At 57.3% G+C, this 17,110-nt stretch carries 19 protein-coding genes; 5 read left to right on the top strand and 14 right to left on the bottom strand.

What is annotated here, in order from left to right:
* Positions 1–63 precede the first annotated feature (63 nt).
* Both ACXWTF_RS03160 and ACXWTF_RS03155 read left to right on the top strand, forming a co-directional pair.
* On the top strand, positions 64–564 hold the full coding sequence (locus ACXWTF_RS03160; protein WP_461713560.1) for a hypothetical protein: 501 nt from the start codon (positions 64–66) through the stop codon (positions 562–564).
* Positions 565–665: 101 nt separating this feature from the next.
* The gene (locus ACXWTF_RS03155; protein WP_231020326.1) at positions 666–884 is read left to right on the top strand and encodes a hypothetical protein; all 219 of its coding nucleotides are present in this window, start codon (positions 666–668) and stop codon (positions 882–884) included.
* Here ACXWTF_RS03155 and ACXWTF_RS03150 read toward each other — a convergent pair.
* Entirely contained in the window at positions 881–2,266 is a 1,386-nt protein-coding gene (locus ACXWTF_RS03150) for a Na+/H+ antiporter NhaC family protein (protein ID WP_461713559.1), read from the bottom strand. The genes ACXWTF_RS03155 and ACXWTF_RS03150 overlap by 4 nt on opposite strands.
* On the bottom strand, positions 2,263–2,886 hold the full coding sequence (locus ACXWTF_RS03145) for a GNAT family N-acetyltransferase (RefSeq protein ID WP_461713558.1): 624 nt from the start codon (positions 2,884–2,886) through the stop codon (positions 2,263–2,265). Before ACXWTF_RS03145 ends, ACXWTF_RS03150 begins: the two co-directional genes overlap by 4 nt.
* Before the next feature lie 86 nt (positions 2,887–2,972).
* On the opposite strand from ACXWTF_RS03145, the gene ACXWTF_RS03140 reads away from it, so the two are divergent.
* A complete protein-coding gene (locus ACXWTF_RS03140; RefSeq protein WP_461713557.1) occupies positions 2,973–3,662 on the top strand; it encodes a L,D-transpeptidase family protein in 690 nt (229 codons plus the stop codon).
* Here ACXWTF_RS03140 and ACXWTF_RS03135 read toward each other — a convergent pair whose 3' ends face one another.
* The 7 genes from ACXWTF_RS03135 to ACXWTF_RS03105 all read right to left on the bottom strand — a co-directional run bounded on the left by ACXWTF_RS03135 (position 3,663) and on the right by ACXWTF_RS03105 (position 11,476).
* Positions 3,663–5,336: a putative bifunctional diguanylate cyclase/phosphodiesterase gene (locus tag ACXWTF_RS03135; protein WP_461713556.1), complete on the bottom strand. Its 1,674-nt coding sequence runs from the start codon at positions 5,334–5,336 to the stop codon at positions 3,663–3,665.
* Complete coding sequence (locus tag ACXWTF_RS03130; protein WP_461713555.1) at positions 5,323–5,778, bottom strand: hypothetical protein; 456 nt, start codon at positions 5,776–5,778, stop codon at positions 5,323–5,325. The genes ACXWTF_RS03135 and ACXWTF_RS03130 overlap by 14 nt, the downstream gene beginning before the upstream one ends.
* 68 nt (positions 5,779–5,846) lie before the next feature.
* Positions 5,847–8,051: an AAA family ATPase gene (locus ACXWTF_RS03125; RefSeq protein ID WP_461713554.1), complete on the bottom strand. Its 2,205-nt coding sequence runs from the start codon at positions 8,049–8,051 to the stop codon at positions 5,847–5,849.
* A 10-nt stretch (positions 8,052–8,061) separates the two neighbouring features.
* Entirely contained in the window at positions 8,062–8,982 is a 921-nt protein-coding gene (glyQ, locus tag ACXWTF_RS03120) for a glycine--tRNA ligase subunit alpha (protein ID WP_231020321.1), read from the bottom strand.
* A 66-nt stretch (positions 8,983–9,048) separates the two neighbouring features.
* Positions 9,049–9,474, bottom strand: coding sequence for an NUDIX domain-containing protein (locus tag ACXWTF_RS03115; protein ID WP_461713553.1), 426 nt, complete (start codon positions 9,472–9,474; stop codon positions 9,049–9,051).
* A gap of 241 nt (positions 9,475–9,715) precedes the next feature.
* Positions 9,716–10,249, bottom strand: coding sequence for a hypothetical protein (locus ACXWTF_RS03110; RefSeq protein WP_461713552.1), 534 nt, complete (start codon positions 10,247–10,249; stop codon positions 9,716–9,718).
* 72 nt (positions 10,250–10,321) lie between these two features.
* Entirely contained in the window at positions 10,322–11,476 is a 1,155-nt protein-coding gene (locus tag ACXWTF_RS03105; protein ID WP_461713551.1) for a BaiN/RdsA family NAD(P)/FAD-dependent oxidoreductase, read from the bottom strand.
* An 85-nt stretch (positions 11,477–11,561) separates the two neighbouring features.
* Between ACXWTF_RS03105 and rimO the strand changes: the two genes are divergently transcribed.
* Positions 11,562–12,881 (top strand): 30S ribosomal protein S12 methylthiotransferase RimO, encoded by a 1,320-nt coding sequence (gene rimO, locus ACXWTF_RS03100; RefSeq protein WP_461713550.1) that lies wholly within the window; start codon positions 11,562–11,564, stop codon positions 12,879–12,881.
* Positions 12,874–13,893, top strand: a complete 1,020-nt coding sequence (tilS, locus tag ACXWTF_RS03095; RefSeq protein ID WP_461713549.1) for a tRNA lysidine(34) synthetase TilS — start codon at positions 12,874–12,876, stop codon at positions 13,891–13,893. Before rimO ends, tilS begins: the two co-directional genes overlap by 8 nt.
* On the opposite strand, the gene ACXWTF_RS03090 is transcribed toward tilS, so the two are convergent.
* The 5 genes from ACXWTF_RS03090 to ACXWTF_RS03070 are packed head-to-tail and all read right to left on the bottom strand — an operon-like array spanning position 13,835 to position 17,109.
* A complete protein-coding gene (locus ACXWTF_RS03090) occupies positions 13,835–14,344 on the bottom strand; it encodes a hypothetical protein (protein WP_461713548.1) in 510 nt (169 codons plus the stop codon). The genes tilS and ACXWTF_RS03090 overlap by 59 nt on opposite strands.
* The gene (locus ACXWTF_RS03085) at positions 14,344–14,841 is read right to left on the bottom strand and encodes a hypothetical protein (RefSeq protein ID WP_461713547.1); all 498 of its coding nucleotides are present in this window, start codon (positions 14,839–14,841) and stop codon (positions 14,344–14,346) included. The genes ACXWTF_RS03090 and ACXWTF_RS03085 overlap by 1 nt, the downstream gene beginning before the upstream one ends.
* On the bottom strand, positions 14,831–15,616 hold the full coding sequence (locus ACXWTF_RS03080; RefSeq protein ID WP_461713546.1) for a hypothetical protein: 786 nt from the start codon (positions 15,614–15,616) through the stop codon (positions 14,831–14,833). Before ACXWTF_RS03080 ends, ACXWTF_RS03085 begins: the two co-directional genes overlap by 11 nt.
* Positions 15,603–16,451: a tyrosine-type recombinase/integrase gene (locus tag ACXWTF_RS03075; protein ID WP_461713545.1), complete on the bottom strand. Its 849-nt coding sequence runs from the start codon at positions 16,449–16,451 to the stop codon at positions 15,603–15,605. The genes ACXWTF_RS03080 and ACXWTF_RS03075 overlap by 14 nt, the downstream gene beginning before the upstream one ends.
* 4 nt (positions 16,452–16,455) lie before the next feature.
* On the bottom strand, positions 16,456–17,109 hold the full coding sequence (locus tag ACXWTF_RS03070) for a lysophospholipid acyltransferase family protein (protein ID WP_461713544.1): 654 nt from the start codon (positions 17,107–17,109) through the stop codon (positions 16,456–16,458).
* Position 17,110 lies beyond the last annotated feature (1 nt).

Here is a 17,110-nt window from a genome sequence, read left to right as displayed (position 1 = left end):
CTTATTATTCTCCTGGCTACGGGCTGTGCCAAAAAACCGGCACCCGAACCTATACCGGACCCCATGACGGAAGCGTATCTCCTCGAACATATGGAGGTCTCTTACCCGGAAAGTAACCTCGTCAGCATCGTGCCGCCGAGCCGGCTCTCCTCTCCCCGGTTTCTGGGAGAGGTTGCGGCCATCAGTACCACCTTTACCGTTCAATTGACACTGGATGACGCCGGGGAAGTAACGGACATCATCCCGGCAAGGTACCTGCTGCTCTTCAGCCTCAGGGCAAAAGCCTGGGGAGGCTTTAAAAGCGCCGTCGATACCGCAGGCCAACAGCATAATGTCTTCCCCTACACCTCCCATATCCGTAACGGGCTCTATTACGACAACTTTTACATCAGTGTGCCGCGTTCCTGGCTTGAATCCGCAGCCCAGACGGAGACGGCTCTGCTCTTCCTTGGGCCCAAGGGCGAGCTCACGGTCTCCATTCCGCCTGTCTACCCCAAAGCGCTACTACACTATATCGACAGCGGGGCATTCCGCACGGCTGTCACCGCTCCCGACAGCGAGTAGTCCCCCTTCTCCGCACCGGCCGTGTAGGTGTTTTCCACCGTTTTTTTGCATTTTGACAGTAAATCCGTTACAATGAACAAAACCGAACAGGAATGCGGAAAATGACCCTGGTACGCAAAAACAACCGGTCCCTCTCCTACTACAAGATCGTCCTCTACCCGACGCTGTTCAACGACTACCTTGTCATCCACCACTGCGGTCTGCACTGTTCGAAATCATCCAAAAAGCACTACTTCAGCAGTAAAAAAGAGGCGTTGCTCGGTTCGCTCAATATCATCTCCGCCAAAAAAGCGGAAGGTTTCGAACTCCTCTCCTCCTAGCGCCCCTCGATACCGTACCCCGCCGCCAGGAACATGACGAACGCAACGCCGCCGGCCAGCAGCGCATAAGGCAGCTGGGTGCGCACATGATCAATATGATCACACCCCGCCGCGAGGGAGGAGATGATCGTCGTATCGGAAATCGGGGAGCAGTGGTCGCCAAACACCCCGCCCGAGATCACGGCACCGATCAGCAGCGGCATATAGCTCTCCCCCGCGGTCCCCATCGCAACGGCAATAGGTAGCATCACACTGAACGTTCCCCAGCTTGTCCCCGTCGCAAACGCCATGATCGAGGCCAGTATGAAGACGGCTGCGGGTAGCCAGGCATGGGCCATCCCCGCTTCGAGAAAACCGGCAAGGTAGCTCCCTGTCCCAACCAAATCGATCACTTTCCCGATCGCAAAAGCGAACAGCAGGATCGCGGCAATAGGGATCAGCGCACGTGCACCGCTTACGGCCGCCTCCCAGTACTCCTGCCACGCCATAACCCCTTTCAGGCGGTATTGCAGCGCAATCCCGCCCAGCGTCAGCAGCATCGTATAGAAGACGGCACTGCTTCCGCTCCCCTTGAGCAGATCGCCCCCGCCGGAAATCCACAAAAAGAGAAAGACCCCTGCCACCATCAACAGCAGCGGAACGATCATCAAAGAGGCATCGCCGCGCCGTCCCTCCTGTTCATAGGTCCCGTGCTCTACACTGCAGCGGCGCATCGGTCCGATATCCCACTCAAACCAGATCACCGAAAAGGTCAGCACGAGCGCGATCATGGCGTAGAAATTGAACACGACCGAATGCACAAGGATATTGACGGCATCACCGTGGAGGTATCCCGCGGTAATCTGCGTCGTAATCAGGCCCAGCAACAGCGCCCCCCAGCCGTTAATGACGAGCAAAGAACAGACGGGGGCCGCCGTGGAGTCGCAGACGTAGGCCAGTTTTTCGCGGCTGAACCCGAAACGCCCCGCGAGGGGTCTGCCGATAGCCCCGGCGATCAACGAGGTGATGGAAGATTCGATGAAGATGACAAGCCCTGTCGCGTACACCAGCAACAGTGCACCCCGGCGGGAACGGAGCATCCGGTAACGCTCCTGCAGCAGATGCACAAACCCGTCTATTCCGCCCGAGCGGCGGACCAGTTCCATGACCGACCCCACCAAAACGGCAAATCCGAGGGTCTTCAATATCCACGGCGTGCTGAAAAGCGTGATAAAGAGCGCTTCGGTCTCTCCCACCGCTGCCGCCAGGTCGAAACGGGTAAAGACCAGTATCCCCGCTGCAGTACCGACAGCCAGGGAGAGCAGCACCCGGCGCGTCAACAGCGCAAGTACGATTGCCGCAACCGGCGGCAGCAGTGAAAAGACGTCAGGCGTGTAGGTCACAGGGCCATCTGAAGACGTTTGATCCCGGCCCGCCCGAACTGATCGGCGTACAGCTCGCTGCGCTTCTCGTCCATCACATCAAAGCCGAGCTTTTCATAAAGGATCTGTGCGTCCGAAGAACCTATCTCCACCATTGTCTGTGCTTTGCGGTACCCCTTCAAACGTGCGGAGAGCAGACTCTTTTTGATCAGTTCCGCGAAGACGGGCAACGGTTCGAAGCCCTCGTTAACCGTCATAAAATCAACCACCCAGGTCTGCCGGTCGATTTCCGGCTTCACCAGAAGATAAGTGGCGATCCGCTCCTGGTACCCCTCATCAATCCCGATTTCCGAAAGGGCTTTCGTAAAGACATCATCGGTCGCCAACCGCGGCTCATAGCCGCAGATCGTTCCGGCAACGGCACCGTCCGAAACTGCCAGGAGAAAGTTGCTGAAATGACAATAGCTTTTGGTGGCCGCCAGCGTCAATGCCCGCAGGTGCTCTTTCAGAAGCGTCTCATCCGACGTCTCGAAAATAAGATCGAAAATACCGATCTTCTTTCCTGCTCTCGAGCTTGAAAGCATCGCGTCTGCCACGATTTCGGCATCGTTTTCCGTCGCTTTTCTGACACTCAAATTCATTTGCGTCCCTGGCGTCTATGTTATGATGTAACCACCATTTTATCGTTATGAGGTAAGTGTACCACGAGATGTTACGTTTTGCAAATATGATTTATCTGTTTTCTTATGTGATCGGTGTGACACTCTACGCACACGACCAGATCCTGCTTGTCGTCGCGGAAGATATGAACCGTTCTACTGCCGTGCTGCAGCGTTACACGGCCGCTGCGGATGGCTGGAAGCGCATCGGCGAAAGTGTCCCCGTCAACCTCGGCCGTAACGGGCTCGGCTGGGGCATCGGCACCCTTGAGCTGCCCCGATCCCCTGCCGACCCGGTCAAACATGAAGGGGACGGGCGGGCCCCCGCCGGAATCTTCACCCTGGGCCCGGTCTTCGGCTATGCCGCCGGTGCCGAGACGCGGATGCCCTACATCAAAGCCTCTGCGGACCTGGTCTGTATCGACGACAGCCGTTCGGCGGCCTATAACCGTGTCGTTACCGTCCGGCCGGAATACGCCTTCGGCAGTTTCGAGTGGATGCGGCGGGAGGACGGGCTTTACCGGTGGGGTGTCGTCGTCGGGCACAACGGCGACGCCGAAGCCGGACGCGGTTCATGCATCTTTTTGCATATCGAAAGAGCCCCCGGTTCGGGGACGGCCGGGTGCACCTCCATGCCGGTACCGGCGCTCGAAACCATCATTCATTGGCTCGACCCGGCCCGGCAGCCCCTCCTCGTACAGGTCCCCCGCAAAAGCCTGCCCGATGTCCGGAAATACTTTAAAGGTCTGGGTGAGTAATCAGATCCCGTGCAGTGCGCTCAGCGGCTGCGGACGGCCCACGTGGTACCCCTGGACAAAATCCACCCCGATCGTCTCCAGCATCCGGATTACCGAGGCATTCTCCACGCATTCGCACACCGTTTTGATCCCCATGACATGCCCGATCTTATTGATCGCGTCGACCATCGCCAGGTTGACATCGTTGCTGTCGATGTCCATGACGAACGAACCGTCGATCTTGAGGTAATCCACCGGCAGGTTCTGCAGATAGGCGAAAGAGGAGAGGCCGCAGCCGAAATCATCCAGGGCGAAACGGCAACCGAGCAGTCTAAAGTGTTCGATGAACGCTTTGGCATTTTTAATATTCCCGATCGCTGCCGTCTCGGTCACTTCAAAGGTGATCGCTTCATAAGGCACCGCAAAGCGTTCGAAACACTCCTGGATGAACCCGGCCATCGTTTCATCATTGAGGGAGAGCCCGGAAAGGTTGATATTGAACCGGACATTTTTGCGCAGCTGCCGCCGGACATCGTAGAAGCTGCCCAGCAGTGTCTCGATCACCCACCGGTCCATATCCACCATCTTTCCGTAGCGTTCCGCCGCGGGAATAAAGGCCATCGGTGCCACCATGTTCTCATCATATGACTTCATCCGCAGCAGGACTTCGTAGTGCACGACCGCCATCGGATCCGTCAACGCGACAATAGGCTGCACATACAGCGCGAACCGCTCCTCTTCGAGCGCGCGCTCGATCCGCCCGATCCACTGCATCTGTTCATGGCGCAAGCGGACGATGCTGTCATCTTCCGTGGCCATATGGATCCGGTTCCGTCCCTCCTCCTTCGCCGCATAGCACGCCGTATCGGCGCGGGAGAGCAGCACGGCCAGGGTACAACACCCTTTTTCGATGGCGACCATACCGATGCTCGCCCCGATCCTGAACATTTTGCCCTCCCACAAAAACCGGAAGGCGCCGATACGCTGCAACAGGCGCTGGGCCTTCTGCTCGGCTGTTTTGGGTGTCACATCCGCATAGATAATGGCAAATTCGTCACCGCCGAGCCGTGCCACCACATCCGTTTCGTCCAGACCTTCCTTCAGCAGAATGGCGATCTGGCGCAACAGTTCATCCCCCGCGACATGCCCGCAGGTGTCGTTGACGATCTTGAACTGGTCAAGGTCGATAAAACAGAGGACGTGTTCGGATGCTTCCTCCTTGACCTGGTGCATCATCTTCGTCAGCACCTGTTCGAACGCCTGGCGGTTCATCAACCCCGTCAACCCGTCCTGCGTCGCCATTTTCCGCAGTTGGGAAGTGCGCCGGTTCACTTCCGTCTCGAGCGAAAGGTTGTAAAGCCCAAGCTGTTCACCGAGCTGGCGGTTTTTTTCGCTCGTTTCCGCCAATTTGTCCGTATGCAGCATAATGCGGTACCCCAGCCAGAACAGCATCCCGACGATGAGGATGATATTGACTCTGGTCCAGAACGGATCATCAATAAAAAGGAACAGGGCCGCCAGGAAACTGATGACAAAAATCGCGCCGGTCGACTGCATCCCCATACAGGACTGTGCGGAGAGTTCGCAGTGGTCACACCGCGCATAGGGCTTGAAACCGTTCCGTGCCAGCAGGCAGTTGTGGTTAAGGGCCGTGTTCCCGGGCTCGACGAAGCGGTTCACTTTAGGCGCGGACACAGCAGTGCTTTCGGACATATTGCATTCCGATCAACCCGTACGAGGAGAGGCAGAACCCGAAAAAAGTGCTGATCAGCATAAAAATCCCCATCGCGACGGTGAGCAGCCAGGCGGCAAGCGGACAGCAGGGGTAAAGGAGCAGTACCAAGGAGATGGCGAGCAGACGCAGGGCAATCTCAAAACGTTCGCGCGAAACTGTCATGGCATACGAACGCTCATACGCCGGCGGGACGTCCAACCACCCTTTCACATATTTTTCGAAAAGCAGCAGCAGCCATCGTGCCGGACCGCGCCGTATTTGGACCACCAGCGTGACACTGTTCAGTGCGAGGAAGAGATAAAGCAGCTCCACCTCTTCGGAGAAAACTGCAGTGACAAGGAGGATGCCATTGAACAGGCGGTTCCATTTGACATGAAGGGGGCTGGGAGCACTGTAGGGCAAAAACACCTCATCTTTTTTATCGAGTTTATACCCGCTGTCATAAAATATAACTGAAAATGAAAACTATTTTACTCTGCAGCCGCCAGGTACTGCAGCACCGTACGGCGCGAAACCGTCTCCCCCCGCAGCAGAGCACGTGCAAACCCGTCCGTTTCCCCGGCAATAACGCAGCGCTCTTTGGCGCGGGTGATCGCCGTATAGAGCAGTTTACGGTCCAGCATGGCGTAGTGGCTGAAGGTCAGCGGCATCGCGACGGTACGGTATTCCATCCCCTGGACCTTGTGCACGGTCAGGGCGTAGGCGAGCATCAGGTGGGAGGTGAGCTGCGTGTAGTCGTAGCAGACGACCATCTCTTCAAGGGGGTAGACGACGTAAACCTGCTCCGCCTCCTCGTCGATCCGGAACAGCAGCCCCAGCATCCCGTTGAAAATGCGGTGCTTTTCCGAAGGGGTCTCCGCCTTATACCCCTCCTGGCTCCAGGCCGGCATGTTGTCGTTTTTCGTGTGAACGACCTTGTCCATCAGCGCGAACCGCCTGTCGCCCCGCTGGACGGTCTGGCGGGCGGAAGGATTGAAATAGCCCTGCAGCACCCGGTTGAGGTTCTCCGTGCCGAGGGTACCGCCCTTCATCGGGCTGATCACCTGGAATGCCGTCAGATAGGCATAGAGCTCTTTTTGTTTCAGGTGTTCCCGGCAGGCCGGGATCGCCCGGACCGCCTCTTCCGCCAGGGCGGCCAGCAAGGACTCTGCATGGGTTTCACGGTCCGGAAAATCGCGTGAAGCGACCGGCAGGAAACGGAAATCGTCGTAGTCTCCGAAAAGTGCGGGGATTTCGCTGTGCCGTACGGCATCGGCGATGGCCGGGATCGCCTGTGTCTCGCTCTGGCGGTAGATCTTCGTCAGTGTCACCACCGGCATCAGTGTGAACCGGATAATGTCGCCGAGCACGTCCCCGGCGCCGATCGGCGGGAGCTGTGCGTCATCACCGACAATGATGATCACCGCATCCCGGTGGCATCTGCTGAGCAGGCGGGCGAAGAGCGGTGCATTGATCATGGACGCCTCGTCGATCAGCACGACCTTGTAGGGCATGGCGTCACGCCCTTCGAAGCGCACCAGCAGGCTCTGGATCGTTGCGCTTTCATATCCGCTCACCTCCCCGATACGCTGGGAGGCGATGCCGCTGAGCGCACAGGTGATCACCTGTTCATGCCCATGCCGCAGCGCGAGGAGGTCCAGCAGCAGCTTCGCCGTTGTACTCTTCCCCGTCCCGGCATACCCCACCAGGCAGAGTAACCGCGTTCCCCCGTTAAGCGTCTCAAGCGCTTCGCGTTGCTGCGCCCCCGGTGTAAAAGAGGTCTCCGCCAAAAAAGCCTCGAGATCGCCCGTCAATGGTTCGTCGCGCCGTTTCAGACGGCGACGGAACTCTTCGAAAATGAAGCGTTCGGCTTCGTACAGCCGGACAGGTGCGAGCAGCTCCCCACTCAGCGGACGAATCGACTCTTCCGCGATATGCTCCGCCAGCACAGCTTCATAACGCTGCGACACGGCACCCTCCTGCAGTAGGGTATCCAGCTCCGCGAACAGCTCCGCTTTGCCCAGGCAGCTGTTGCCTTCACGTTCGCAGCGCTGTGCAATGGCGTACTCCATGGCGCAGGCGAGTCGACGGTCGTCCCCTGTCTCTACGCCCATCTTCAGCGCGAGCTCATCGGCACGCCGGAAGCCGATCCCCTCCACGTTGATCAGAACATAGGGGTTCTTTTTGATGGCCGCGACAGGATCATTGACATCTTTCATCGCGCCGGCGATCGTCGTCAGCATCGATGGGGTCACATCATATGGGGCCAGGAGACTTCCCAGTTCACGCATGGATCGGAACTGTTTCCAGCGCCCCTGTATCCGTTCCAGGCGCTTCTGTTTGATGCCCGCAAATTCCGTCAGTTTTTCGATGTCATTGTCGAGAATCTCGATCACTCCTGCTTCTCCGAAGCGCTCGATCAGTTCCGCCGTGACCTTTTTCGGGAACCCCTTTACGACACGGTTGAGAAAGAAAAAAAGTTCATGCTGGTTGACGTTAAGCGTATGGAATTTGAAGGTACGGCCGTATTTGGGGTGTTCGACGTATTCGCCTTCAAGGGTGACGGCCGCGTTTTCGATGCTGGCAACACTGCTCTCAAAGTAGTGCCCGCTGATCTTTTCACCTGTACCCAGCACGCCGACGAAGAAGCCTTCGTCCTCGTAAAAGATCTTCTCGATCTGGCCGATGAGTTTCATGAAAAGGAGGTTACGCCTTTACGCGTGCAAGCCGCTCCGCTTCCTGGGCTTTGTAAAGCTCCGCGCACCCCTTTGCCAGTTCGCGGATCTTGAGGATGTAGTTGGCGCGTTCCGTCTGGGAAATCGCCTTGCGCGCATCAAGGGTATTAAAGGTATGGCTGGCCGCCATACAGAGGTCATACGCCGGCAAGGGAAGTTCCGCATCGAGGGCACGCTTACACTCCGCGGCCTTCGCATCAAAGTCGGCAAAGAGCATCGCCGTATCTGCCACTTCGAAGTTATACTTGGAGAACTCGATCTCCCCCTCTTTATGGATGTCGCGGTAGAGCGTCTTGCCGAATGCGTTTTGCCCCAGGGCACCTTCTCCGGCTCCGCCGTTCACCTTGTCGTTCCAGACGATGTCAAAGACCGTATCGACGCCCTGCAGGTACATGGCCAGGCGTTCCGTCCCGTAGGTGATCTCGACGGCGACGGGGTCGCAGGCGACCCCGCCGACCTGCTGGAAATAGGTGAACTGCGTGACTTCCATCCCGTTGAGCCAGACTTCCCAGCCAAGACCCCAGGCCCCCAGTGTCGGGGATTCCCAGTTATCCTCGACAAAACGGATATCGTGTTCTTTGAGGTTCAGCCCGAGATACTCCAGACTTTTGAGGTAGAGCTCCTGGATATTGTCCGGGCTAGGCTTGATCAGGACCTGGAACTGGTAGTAGCTCCCCAGGCGGTTGGGGTTCTCGCCGTAGCGCCCGTCCGTCGGACGGCGGCTCGGGGCGACATAGGCCACCGACCACGGCGTCGAATCAAGCGAACGGAGGAACGTCGCGGGGTGGAACGTCCCCGCACCGGCCGGGATATCGTAGGGTTGTACGATATTACAGCCTTGTTCCTTCCAAAATTGCTGCAGTTTGAGCAGCAGGTCACTAAATGTCAACATCGCTATCGCCTTGAAAAAAATTACGCAATTATAGCCACTCCTTTCTGAGGCGCCGATGGCAGCGGCTCAGTCGGTCACGCACTGCTTCCCCGAGAGGTAATCATCCACGATCCGCTGATGGTCAAAGACCAGCGGCAACGAGCCTGCTTCCTCGCGGGAAACGACCCGAACCTCTTTCGCATCGTCGGCGGCCCGGGGTGTCCCTGACGCCCGGCAGACAAAAACGGCTGAAACCGTGTGAAAACGCGGATCGCGGGAAGGGTCCGAGTAGACGCCCAGCAACCGCTCCACCTGCACATCCAGGCTGATCTCTTCTTGCATCTCACGGCGCACCGCCTGTTCGACCGTTTCGCCGATATCAACAAATCCGCCGGGAAGCGCCCAGCCATGGGGCGGGTTTTTCCGCGAGATCAGTACGATACCGGTAAAGGTTCCTTCATCGTTAAAAAGTTCGACAATACCGTCGACGCTTATATACGGAGTTTTGATCATCTCTAGAATCTCTTTGCTGCATAGTGGGGGCACGCATCGCTTCCCTCTCAAAACGTTATAGAAAATACGGGCAAAAAGTCCAATGCAATTATTCGGATCATACGATATTTCTGAAAACATATTGGGGAACACGGTTACATACGTCAAGACGTGAGCTCTTCAGAACGAAGATAAAACCGTTGCATTGTAGATCAATGCTATAGATGCAGTGCAGCGGCTTGGCCGCTGCTAAAACAGCGGATTAATAATCGCTGTCAAATTTGAAAATGGCAGAGATATACCCCTGTACCATGTCATTAATCACGAGAGCTTTACTTGAGTCTGCAACGTCACAGTATCTTGCCCCCACTTCGATGCCGAAATCTTCACTTACGTTCAAATTGAAACCGAGATCCGCACCATAGTAGGGGTCAACATCCGTATCATTGATCGAGTTGATGACACCCGCATTAAGACCCATGAAGATATTGAAAACATCGCCGATTGGCACAAGATACTGCAGTGAAGCACCGATCTTCCCTGCTTTCTTGTATTGGTCCGTATACCAGAAACTGCTGTCAATAAACACACGGTAGTGGCGACTCTCCGCACCCAGTTTCAAACCGAGTGTCGCTGTTCCCACTTCCGCGGTTTCACCGACTGCCGTATTTTCCGTGTTGTATTTTGTATTAACGTATCCGGCTTCCACCCCGATAAGCCCTTTGGCAATCTCTTCTTCGGCATAGGCGTTCATTCCCAGAACCAACAATGCCGGCAGCATGATTTTTTTCAACATAGTACACCTTTTAGTACAGTATAACACCTGCTGTGTTTCCCTGATTATACCCACTGCGATTTTAACGCAACTTTAAACCGCAGTAATGTGATCCGCCGCGCACCGTCCGCTTGCAAAGGCCCACTGGAAGTTGTAACCGCCAAGCTCCCCCGTCACATCGACGACCTCCCCAACGAAGTAGAGTCCCTCCACCTCCCGGCTCTCGCAAGCATAGGGCTGCAGTGCGCCGCAGGCGACACCGCCCTTGCTCACTTCCGCTTTCGTAAATCCGAAGGTCCCGGCCGGGGCGAATGTATAGGCGTTGAATGCCTTCAGCATTACTTTTTCTTCTGCTGTCACTGCACTGCAGGGCTTGTCCGTCACCCCCAGCGTTTCAAGAAACTGTGTTACAAATCGTTTTGGCAGTGGAATTGCGGTAGCAATTTTTTTGTTCCCGCCCCGCTTCAGCACATCTTCGACAGTGACTCCGTCAAGGAAATCGATTGCGATCGTCCCCTTCTCCCAGTAGAGTGATGCGGACAGGACGGCGGGACCGCTGATACCCCGGTGGGCGAAGAGCATATCTTCACGCAGGCGCTTCTCACCCACGCTTATCGTCACCGGGAAACTGATCCCGGTCAGGGCTTTCATCCAGAACTGCTCTTTTTGCAGGGTCATCCCCGCCAGCGCCGGACGGAACGGCACCGTTTCGATTCCGAAGCTTTCCGCGATCTTCAGACCGATATCCGTCGCGCCGACGGAGGCGTAGCTGACGCCGCCCGTCGCAACTATGACGTTGCGCGCTTTCAATGCCCGTTTGTTAGTCGTGATAAGAAATTCTCCCTCCACTTTTCGGACACCTTCTATGTTATCCCCGAGAAAAAAACGGGTCCCGGCAGCGGATTGAACCAGGATGTCGATCATCTCCTGTGCACTGCGGGGACAGAAGTAGTAACGCGCTTTGCGGATCACCGGTTCACACCCCCGCGTCCGGACCCAAGTAAGCAAAGCATGGTCGTCAAAACGTTTCAGGACGCTCTTTACCAGTGTCTCATCCCCGAGATAGTTGCCTTCGGAAACCGAAACGTTGGTCAGGTTGCACTTCCCGCCCCCGCTGATGCGTATTTTGGCGCCCGGCTTGGCATTGACCTCTACGACACAGACGGAGAACCCGCCCCGTTCACTCAGGCGGGCCGCGGCCATCAGGCCCGCCGCGCCGCCGCCGAGAATGGCTACATCAAACTCCACGCGTCTCCTTTCGCCCTTTCGCTATAATTGCGTAATTATAATAAAGGGTGCGGTGAAAACCGCTGTTCCCTGTCACAGGCAATTCATGAGTACAAAAAAACTGCATATCGTTTCACTGGGGTGTACCAAGAACCTCGTCGATACCGAAGTCATGATGGGACGGCTCCAATCATATGAACTGACGCCCGAGAGCGAAGATGCCGACGTCATCATCGTCAACACCTGCGGCTTTATCGATGCGGCGAAGGAGGAGTCCCTCAACACGGTCCTGAGCCTTGATGCCGCCCGCAAAGACGACTCGGTGCTTGTGATGGCCGGCTGCCTCAGCGAACGCTACAAAGAGGAGCTGAGCAAAGAGCTCAGCGAGGTCGACATCTTCACCGGTGTCGGCGACTATGACAAGATCGACGAACTCCTGGCGGCGAAGCAGAGCCGCTTCAGCGACGAGGTCTACCTCATCGACGGCGCCGAGCGCGTCGTCACGGGTTCCACCTATCACGCCTACGTCAAACTCTCCGAGGGATGCAACCAGAGCTGCTCTTTCTGCGCCATCCCCTCCTTCAAAGGCAAACTGCATTCCCGCACCCTGGAGAGCATCGCCGCCGAGGTCGAGGGGCTTGTGAAGAAGGGCTATTACGACTTCAGCTTTATTTCCCAGGACTCCAGCTCCTTCCTCCGCGACCAGGGGTTCAAAGACGGGCTTATCCAGCTCATCAAACGTATTGAGCTGATCGATGGCGTCAGAAGCGCACGTATCCTCTACCTCTACCCCACGACCACGTCGATGAAACTGCTGGAGACGATCGCGAATTCGAAAATCTTCCACAACTATTTCGATATGCCTATCCAGCATATCGACGACAGCATGCTCAAGATCATGAAACGCGGTGCCGGCCGTGAGCAGACGGAGAAACTGCTCGATTACATGCGCAGACTGCCGGAGCGTTTCGTGCGTACCAGCTTTATCGTCGGGCATCCGGGCGAAACAGAGGAAAGCTTCGAGACAATGTGCGACTACGCCCGTGACTTCGGTTTTGACCGTATCAATGTCTTCGCCTACTCCGACGAAGAGGGAACAAGCGCCTTTGAGCGTACGGACAAGGTCGACCCGGAGACGATCGCAGCGCGCGCCGAGCTCCTCGGTGCCATTGCCGAAGAGGCGAAACTTGCCTCCCTGCAGAAGATGGTCGGGCGTGAGATCATCCTCGTCATCGACGGCGAAAGCGACGAGCACGAATACCTTCTCAGCGCCCGCGACCTGCACTGGGCCCCGGAGATCGACGGCGAGATCTACGTCAACGACAACGCCCTCGACGAAGAGCTCTCCTTCGGGGTCCCCTACCGCGCCAAGATCACCGAACTCGTCGGGGAGACGCTGACGGCGACCGTTACAGGCCATGCTTGAGGCGCAGACCCTCGACCATTTAAAAGCGGGAAAGAATCTGCTGGCCTTCTCCGCCGGCATCGATTCAACCGCCCTGTTCTACCTCCTGCTGCAGGAAAATATCCCCTTCGATATCGCCCACGTCAACTACCATACAAGAGAACAGAGCAATGCGGAAGCTGCCCACGCCCTTGCCCTGGCAAAACAGTACGGCAAAGCATGCTACCTTCATAATGCCGACACGATCCGGGAGAATTTCGAGGCGGAAGCCCGCCGTATCCGCTATGACTTCTTCGACGCACTGATCACGCAGCACGGCTATACCGTCCTGCTGACGGCACACCAGCTTGACGACCGCCTCGAGTGGCTGCTGATGCAGCTGTGCAAGGGTGCCGGACTCCCCGAGCTACTGGGGATGGCCCCGGTCACCCAGCGCAAAGGATACCAGCTTGTCCGTCCCCTGCTCGATGTCACCAAAAACGACCTGCGTTCCTGGCTCGATACGCACGGATACCGCTACTTTGAAGACAGTACCAACAGCGATCCCCGCCATATGCGCAACCGCTTCCGGGAGCAGCACGCCTCACCCCTGCTGGAGCAGTACAGTACCGGGATCCGGAACACGCTGGACTTTCTCGGCCGCGATGCCGCGGCCCTGCCGCCGCTGCCGGTTCCCGCCATCGACAATGAGATCCTCATGTTTGCCGGCCGGCAGGACCGTGCCACACTGATGCGCGCCGTTGACCGCTGGCTGAAACGGCAGGGGTACCTTCTGCGCCAAGGGGAAAAAGAGCGGATGCTGAACGAAGATGAGCTTGTGCTGGGACGGCGCTATGCCCTGAGCATCACCCCTCGCTGCACACTGGTGACACCATTGGCAGAGGCATCCATGCCGAAAACGTTCAGGGAAACATGCCGCCTACTGGGCATCGGACCGGCTGTCCGTCCCTATCTCTATAAGGATCAGGCGTGTTTCAACGCGGTGAAGACGCAGCTTTCTGCGTCAAAGGGAGCAGCGAAAACGTCACTCTGACCAGTCCCTTCTCGGCCTGCATGGAAACGGAAGGCCCCACCGTCAAAACCCACGGTGCTGTCTCGAGCGTACCGATCAGCGTATAGAAGGCCATCGGGCTTTTCAACAGTGCGGAGACCTCGAATCCTCCAGCCGATGCCCTGACACTTAGCGGGGCATCTTTCAGTACCGTTGCAATCCATGTCTGCAGCTGCGCGGCATCAAGCGGGTTCTCGAAACGCTCGGATAGCCGGGCATCTTCCACGGCCAGCTGTTCCTTGTTCTCATAGAGCCGGTCATACGCCATCTGCAGCCGGTCACTGCGCTCGACCGCGCTCTGGACCTCATCCTGAAGTTGCAGGTAAGCTTTCGTCTCCGGGATCAATACGCCGATCGTCACGCCGAGGCTCATGAGGATCACCGCGAAGAACGAAAGGGTCAGTTCAAAACTCGTACTCTGGCGTTTCAGCATTACTGCAATCCTCCCGTAGCGTCAAACCGCAGGCTGAAGCGTCCGGATTTGAATGTGGAATCCGCCAGGACATAGCGCCCCGACAGCCCACGTTCAAGGTCCGCCTTCAATGCGCTGAAACGGCGGCATGTACCTTCAAACGTGATGTTCTTTGCATCATAGGCAAAACGTGACAGCACCGCATCGTCAGGAATGCGGTCGAGCAGATCATAGAGCTGATCCGCCAGGAGCTTATCCGTGGCGACGGTCTGCCGCCACGCCCCCTGTTTGCGCGTGAACTGTGCCTGTTGGGTCTGCAGCTGCGCCGTCTGGAGCAGAATGGTTCCCTGCGCTTTCTGCTCTTTTTCCGCTGCGATCCGCAGTTCCCCGTTCATCAGGTGCAAGGAAGCCGATGCTGCCAGCAAAAGTCCGACCAGAACGCTTCCGCCGATCCACACCCGGCGTACCGCAGCCGTAAAGGGGCTTTTGACCGCCTGATCAATAAAACTATAATCCATAGCCGTTTTCCTTCATACACGTTTGGGCGCAAAGCGCGGCAGCGTCGACCATGCGGGTCTGCGCTTCCACCAGCAGGGTCTCTTCCAGGGCAGCTGCGAGTTCTTCTCCCGAACCGGTGGCATCGAGGATATAAACCGCCTCAATAAACTCACCCCTGCAACACGGTTTGCCGTAATAGGTATCGAGCGTCGTCTCAATTTTCTCCACCATCGGTGCGGCGGAACCGTTGCCGTTGCAGCGGTACTGCTCTGCAAAGCGCAGATGGCTCTCCTTGACAACCGCCAGGCTCATCCCGCCCGGCGTGATCAGTACATAAAGCGCGTGCACACCGGCCATGGTCGATTCAAAATAGGCATGCAGTACGGCAAAGGGGGTGTAGATGGCATCGGGGGCCAGATCCGCATAGCGCTCCTGAAGCCCGTAAAGCACCTCTTCGTCGCAGTAATTCATCCACTCTTCATCGATACAGAGGGTCCGGCTCCGTTCAACGATCGGTGCCATCTCTTTTGCCTTGGAAAGCGAACAGGTCGGGACCGCGCCGCACAGCTCATGATCGGTCAGCACCGCGATGTAGTTATAGGGCGTGCGCTCGACCGCCTCTTGCAAAAACGCGCTTGCCTCGTCGTCCAGTCCGGCAAAAAAGACCCGCTGCCGTACCTGGATCTCGCCGCGTCTCGTCTGCGTCACAACCCCTATCTGGAGGGTATCTTCGTGGGCATAGAGGCCGATGAAGACCTTGTCATAAAAGCGGGCGAGAAAATCAGCCAGTGCCATCGGTCTCCTTGCACAGCGGATGGGCGGTCCGGTAATGCTTCATTTTCAGGGCACTGCCCAGTTTCGTATAAATCTGCGTCGTTGCCATCGACGCATGACCCAGCAGTTCGCTCACGTCGGCGATCCGGGCATCATGATTGAGCAGTTCGGTCGCATACGCGTGGCGGAGCTGGTGCGGGGTCACCTTCAGGCCGACCCGCGCAAATGCCCTGTTGACGAGGTATCTTAAACTATTTTCGCTTAAACGCCTACCGTGACACTCGCAGAGGAAAGTCCGGGGAGAACACGCTTCTTTGTGTATTGCAATTACCTCGCCAGCCGCCTGTGTCAGCGGGACATCACGAACCTTCTCCCCCTTCCCCCGGATGCGCACCCACTCCTGCCCTATCTGATCCATTCGCAGGCCGTACAGTTCCGAAAGACGCAGCCCAAGGGTATACAGCAGCGTCACCACCAGCCGTTCCTCCGGTTCGGTGACGGCGAGAGCTTCCATGATATGGGCGTGGGAGACGGGCTTGGGAAGGGTTTTGGGGACTTTGATGCTTTCATCCGCACGAAGCTCCACCGCCATACCCTGTTTTTTCAGGTAGGCGACGTAACTGCGCCAGGCACTGAGCTTCTTCGCGATCGTCCGGGGCTTTTGCGCAGCGATCATCAGCCGGTAGGGCATCAGATCAATCACGGCGATGCCCGACTCCTGCTCCCATTCGACCCGGGGAAGCGCTTCGCGCAGCGCCTCGTCGTAACTCTTGACCGTCAGATCCGAATAGCCCCGGATATCCAGCAGGTAATCCAGGAAGTCAAGGCGGTATCGGCCGAGGTCGGCTTTGGTCATTTTGCTACTCCAGCGCGTGTTCCATCAACGTTGATTTTACCACGTCTTTCGCCGCATCCAGTTCCAGCCCCTGAAGATCGACCGGTTCGGAGGCGTAGAACGTCAACCGGCTGAAGGGTTTGGGGATGACGAAGCGGTCCCAGCTCTTCAGCCGCCAACAGCGGCTCGGCACACAGCTGAAAACGATCACTTTCGCCCCGGTCTTCTGCGCCATTGCAACGATCCCGTCGGCCACTTCATAGCGCGGCCCCCGGGGGCCGTCGGGGGTGATCCCGATATCCGCCCCCGCTTTGAGGGTGCGCATCGCCGCGATCAGCACCTTGGCCGCATTGCGGTTGGAGGAGCCGTGGATGGTCCCCAGGCGGAAAAAGCGCATGACCCGCGCGATGATCCGGCCGTCGAAATGGTCTGAGATCAGCACGTTGGCATTGGGAATGTTTCGGAAACGGTAGTAGAGATAGGGCATCAGCAGCAGGTCCCCGTGCCAGAAGGCAAAAATGACGGGGTCTTCGGGCACGTGCTCCGGGAGGTTGAACCGTTTTTTCGAGGTGTGGTAGATGACGCGGATCAGCAGGGCGCCGATCGGGGGCAGGATCCAGAGGCCCAGCTTCTGAAGCAGCGCCTTTTTGAACGACTTTCGCTTCGTCTTCGCCGCCATC

Source organism: Thiomicrolovo sp. ZZH C-3 (genome assembly GCF_054862725.1).
Note: the sequence above shows the minus strand (reverse complement) of the source record. Positions and strands in the feature narration are given on the sequence as shown.

Bases quoted from the DNA above. Each gene is read 5' to 3' on its own strand.
- tilS (WP_461713549.1), top strand. From the start codon at position 12,874: ATGCTTGAGGCGCAGACCCTCGACCATTTAAAAGCGGGAAAGAATCTG.
- ACXWTF_RS03090 (WP_461713548.1), bottom strand. From the start codon at position 14,344: ATGCTGAAACGCCAGAGTACGAGTTTTGAACTGACCCTTTCGTTCTTC.
- ACXWTF_RS03110 (WP_461713552.1), bottom strand. From the start codon at position 10,249: ATGTTGAAAAAAATCATGCTGCCGGCATTGTTGGTTCTGGGAATGAAC.
- glyQ (WP_231020321.1), bottom strand. From the start codon at position 8,982: ATGTTGACATTTAGTGACCTGCTGCTCAAACTGCAGCAATTTTGGAAG.
- ACXWTF_RS03145 (WP_461713558.1), bottom strand. From the start codon at position 2,886: ATGAATTTGAGTGTCAGAAAAGCGACGGAAAACGATGCCGAAATCGTG.
- ACXWTF_RS03115 (WP_461713553.1), bottom strand. From the start codon at position 9,474: ATGATCAAAACTCCGTATATAAGCGTCGACGGTATTGTCGAACTTTTT.
- ACXWTF_RS03125 (WP_461713554.1), bottom strand. From the start codon at position 8,051: ATGAAACTCATCGGCCAGATCGAGAAGATCTTTTACGAGGACGAAGGC.
- ACXWTF_RS03075 (WP_461713545.1), bottom strand. From the start codon at position 16,451: ATGACCAAAGCCGACCTCGGCCGATACCGCCTTGACTTCCTGGATTAC.
- ACXWTF_RS03085 (WP_461713547.1), bottom strand. From the start codon at position 14,841: ATGGATTATAGTTTTATTGATCAGGCGGTCAAAAGCCCCTTTACGGCT.
- rimO (WP_461713550.1), top strand. From the start codon at position 11,562: ATGAGTACAAAAAAACTGCATATCGTTTCACTGGGGTGTACCAAGAAC.
- ACXWTF_RS03070 (WP_461713544.1), bottom strand. From the start codon at position 17,109: ATGGCGGCGAAGACGAAGCGAAAGTCGTTCAAAAAGGCGCTGCTTCAG.
- ACXWTF_RS03140 (WP_461713557.1), top strand. From the start codon at position 2,973: ATGATTTATCTGTTTTCTTATGTGATCGGTGTGACACTCTACGCACAC.
- ACXWTF_RS03160 (WP_461713560.1), top strand. From the start codon at position 64: ATGACGGAAGCGTATCTCCTCGAACATATGGAGGTCTCTTACCCGGAA.
- ACXWTF_RS03155 (WP_231020326.1), top strand. From the start codon at position 666: ATGACCCTGGTACGCAAAAACAACCGGTCCCTCTCCTACTACAAGATC.
- ACXWTF_RS03080 (WP_461713546.1), bottom strand. From the start codon at position 15,616: ATGGCACTGGCTGATTTTCTCGCCCGCTTTTATGACAAGGTCTTCATC.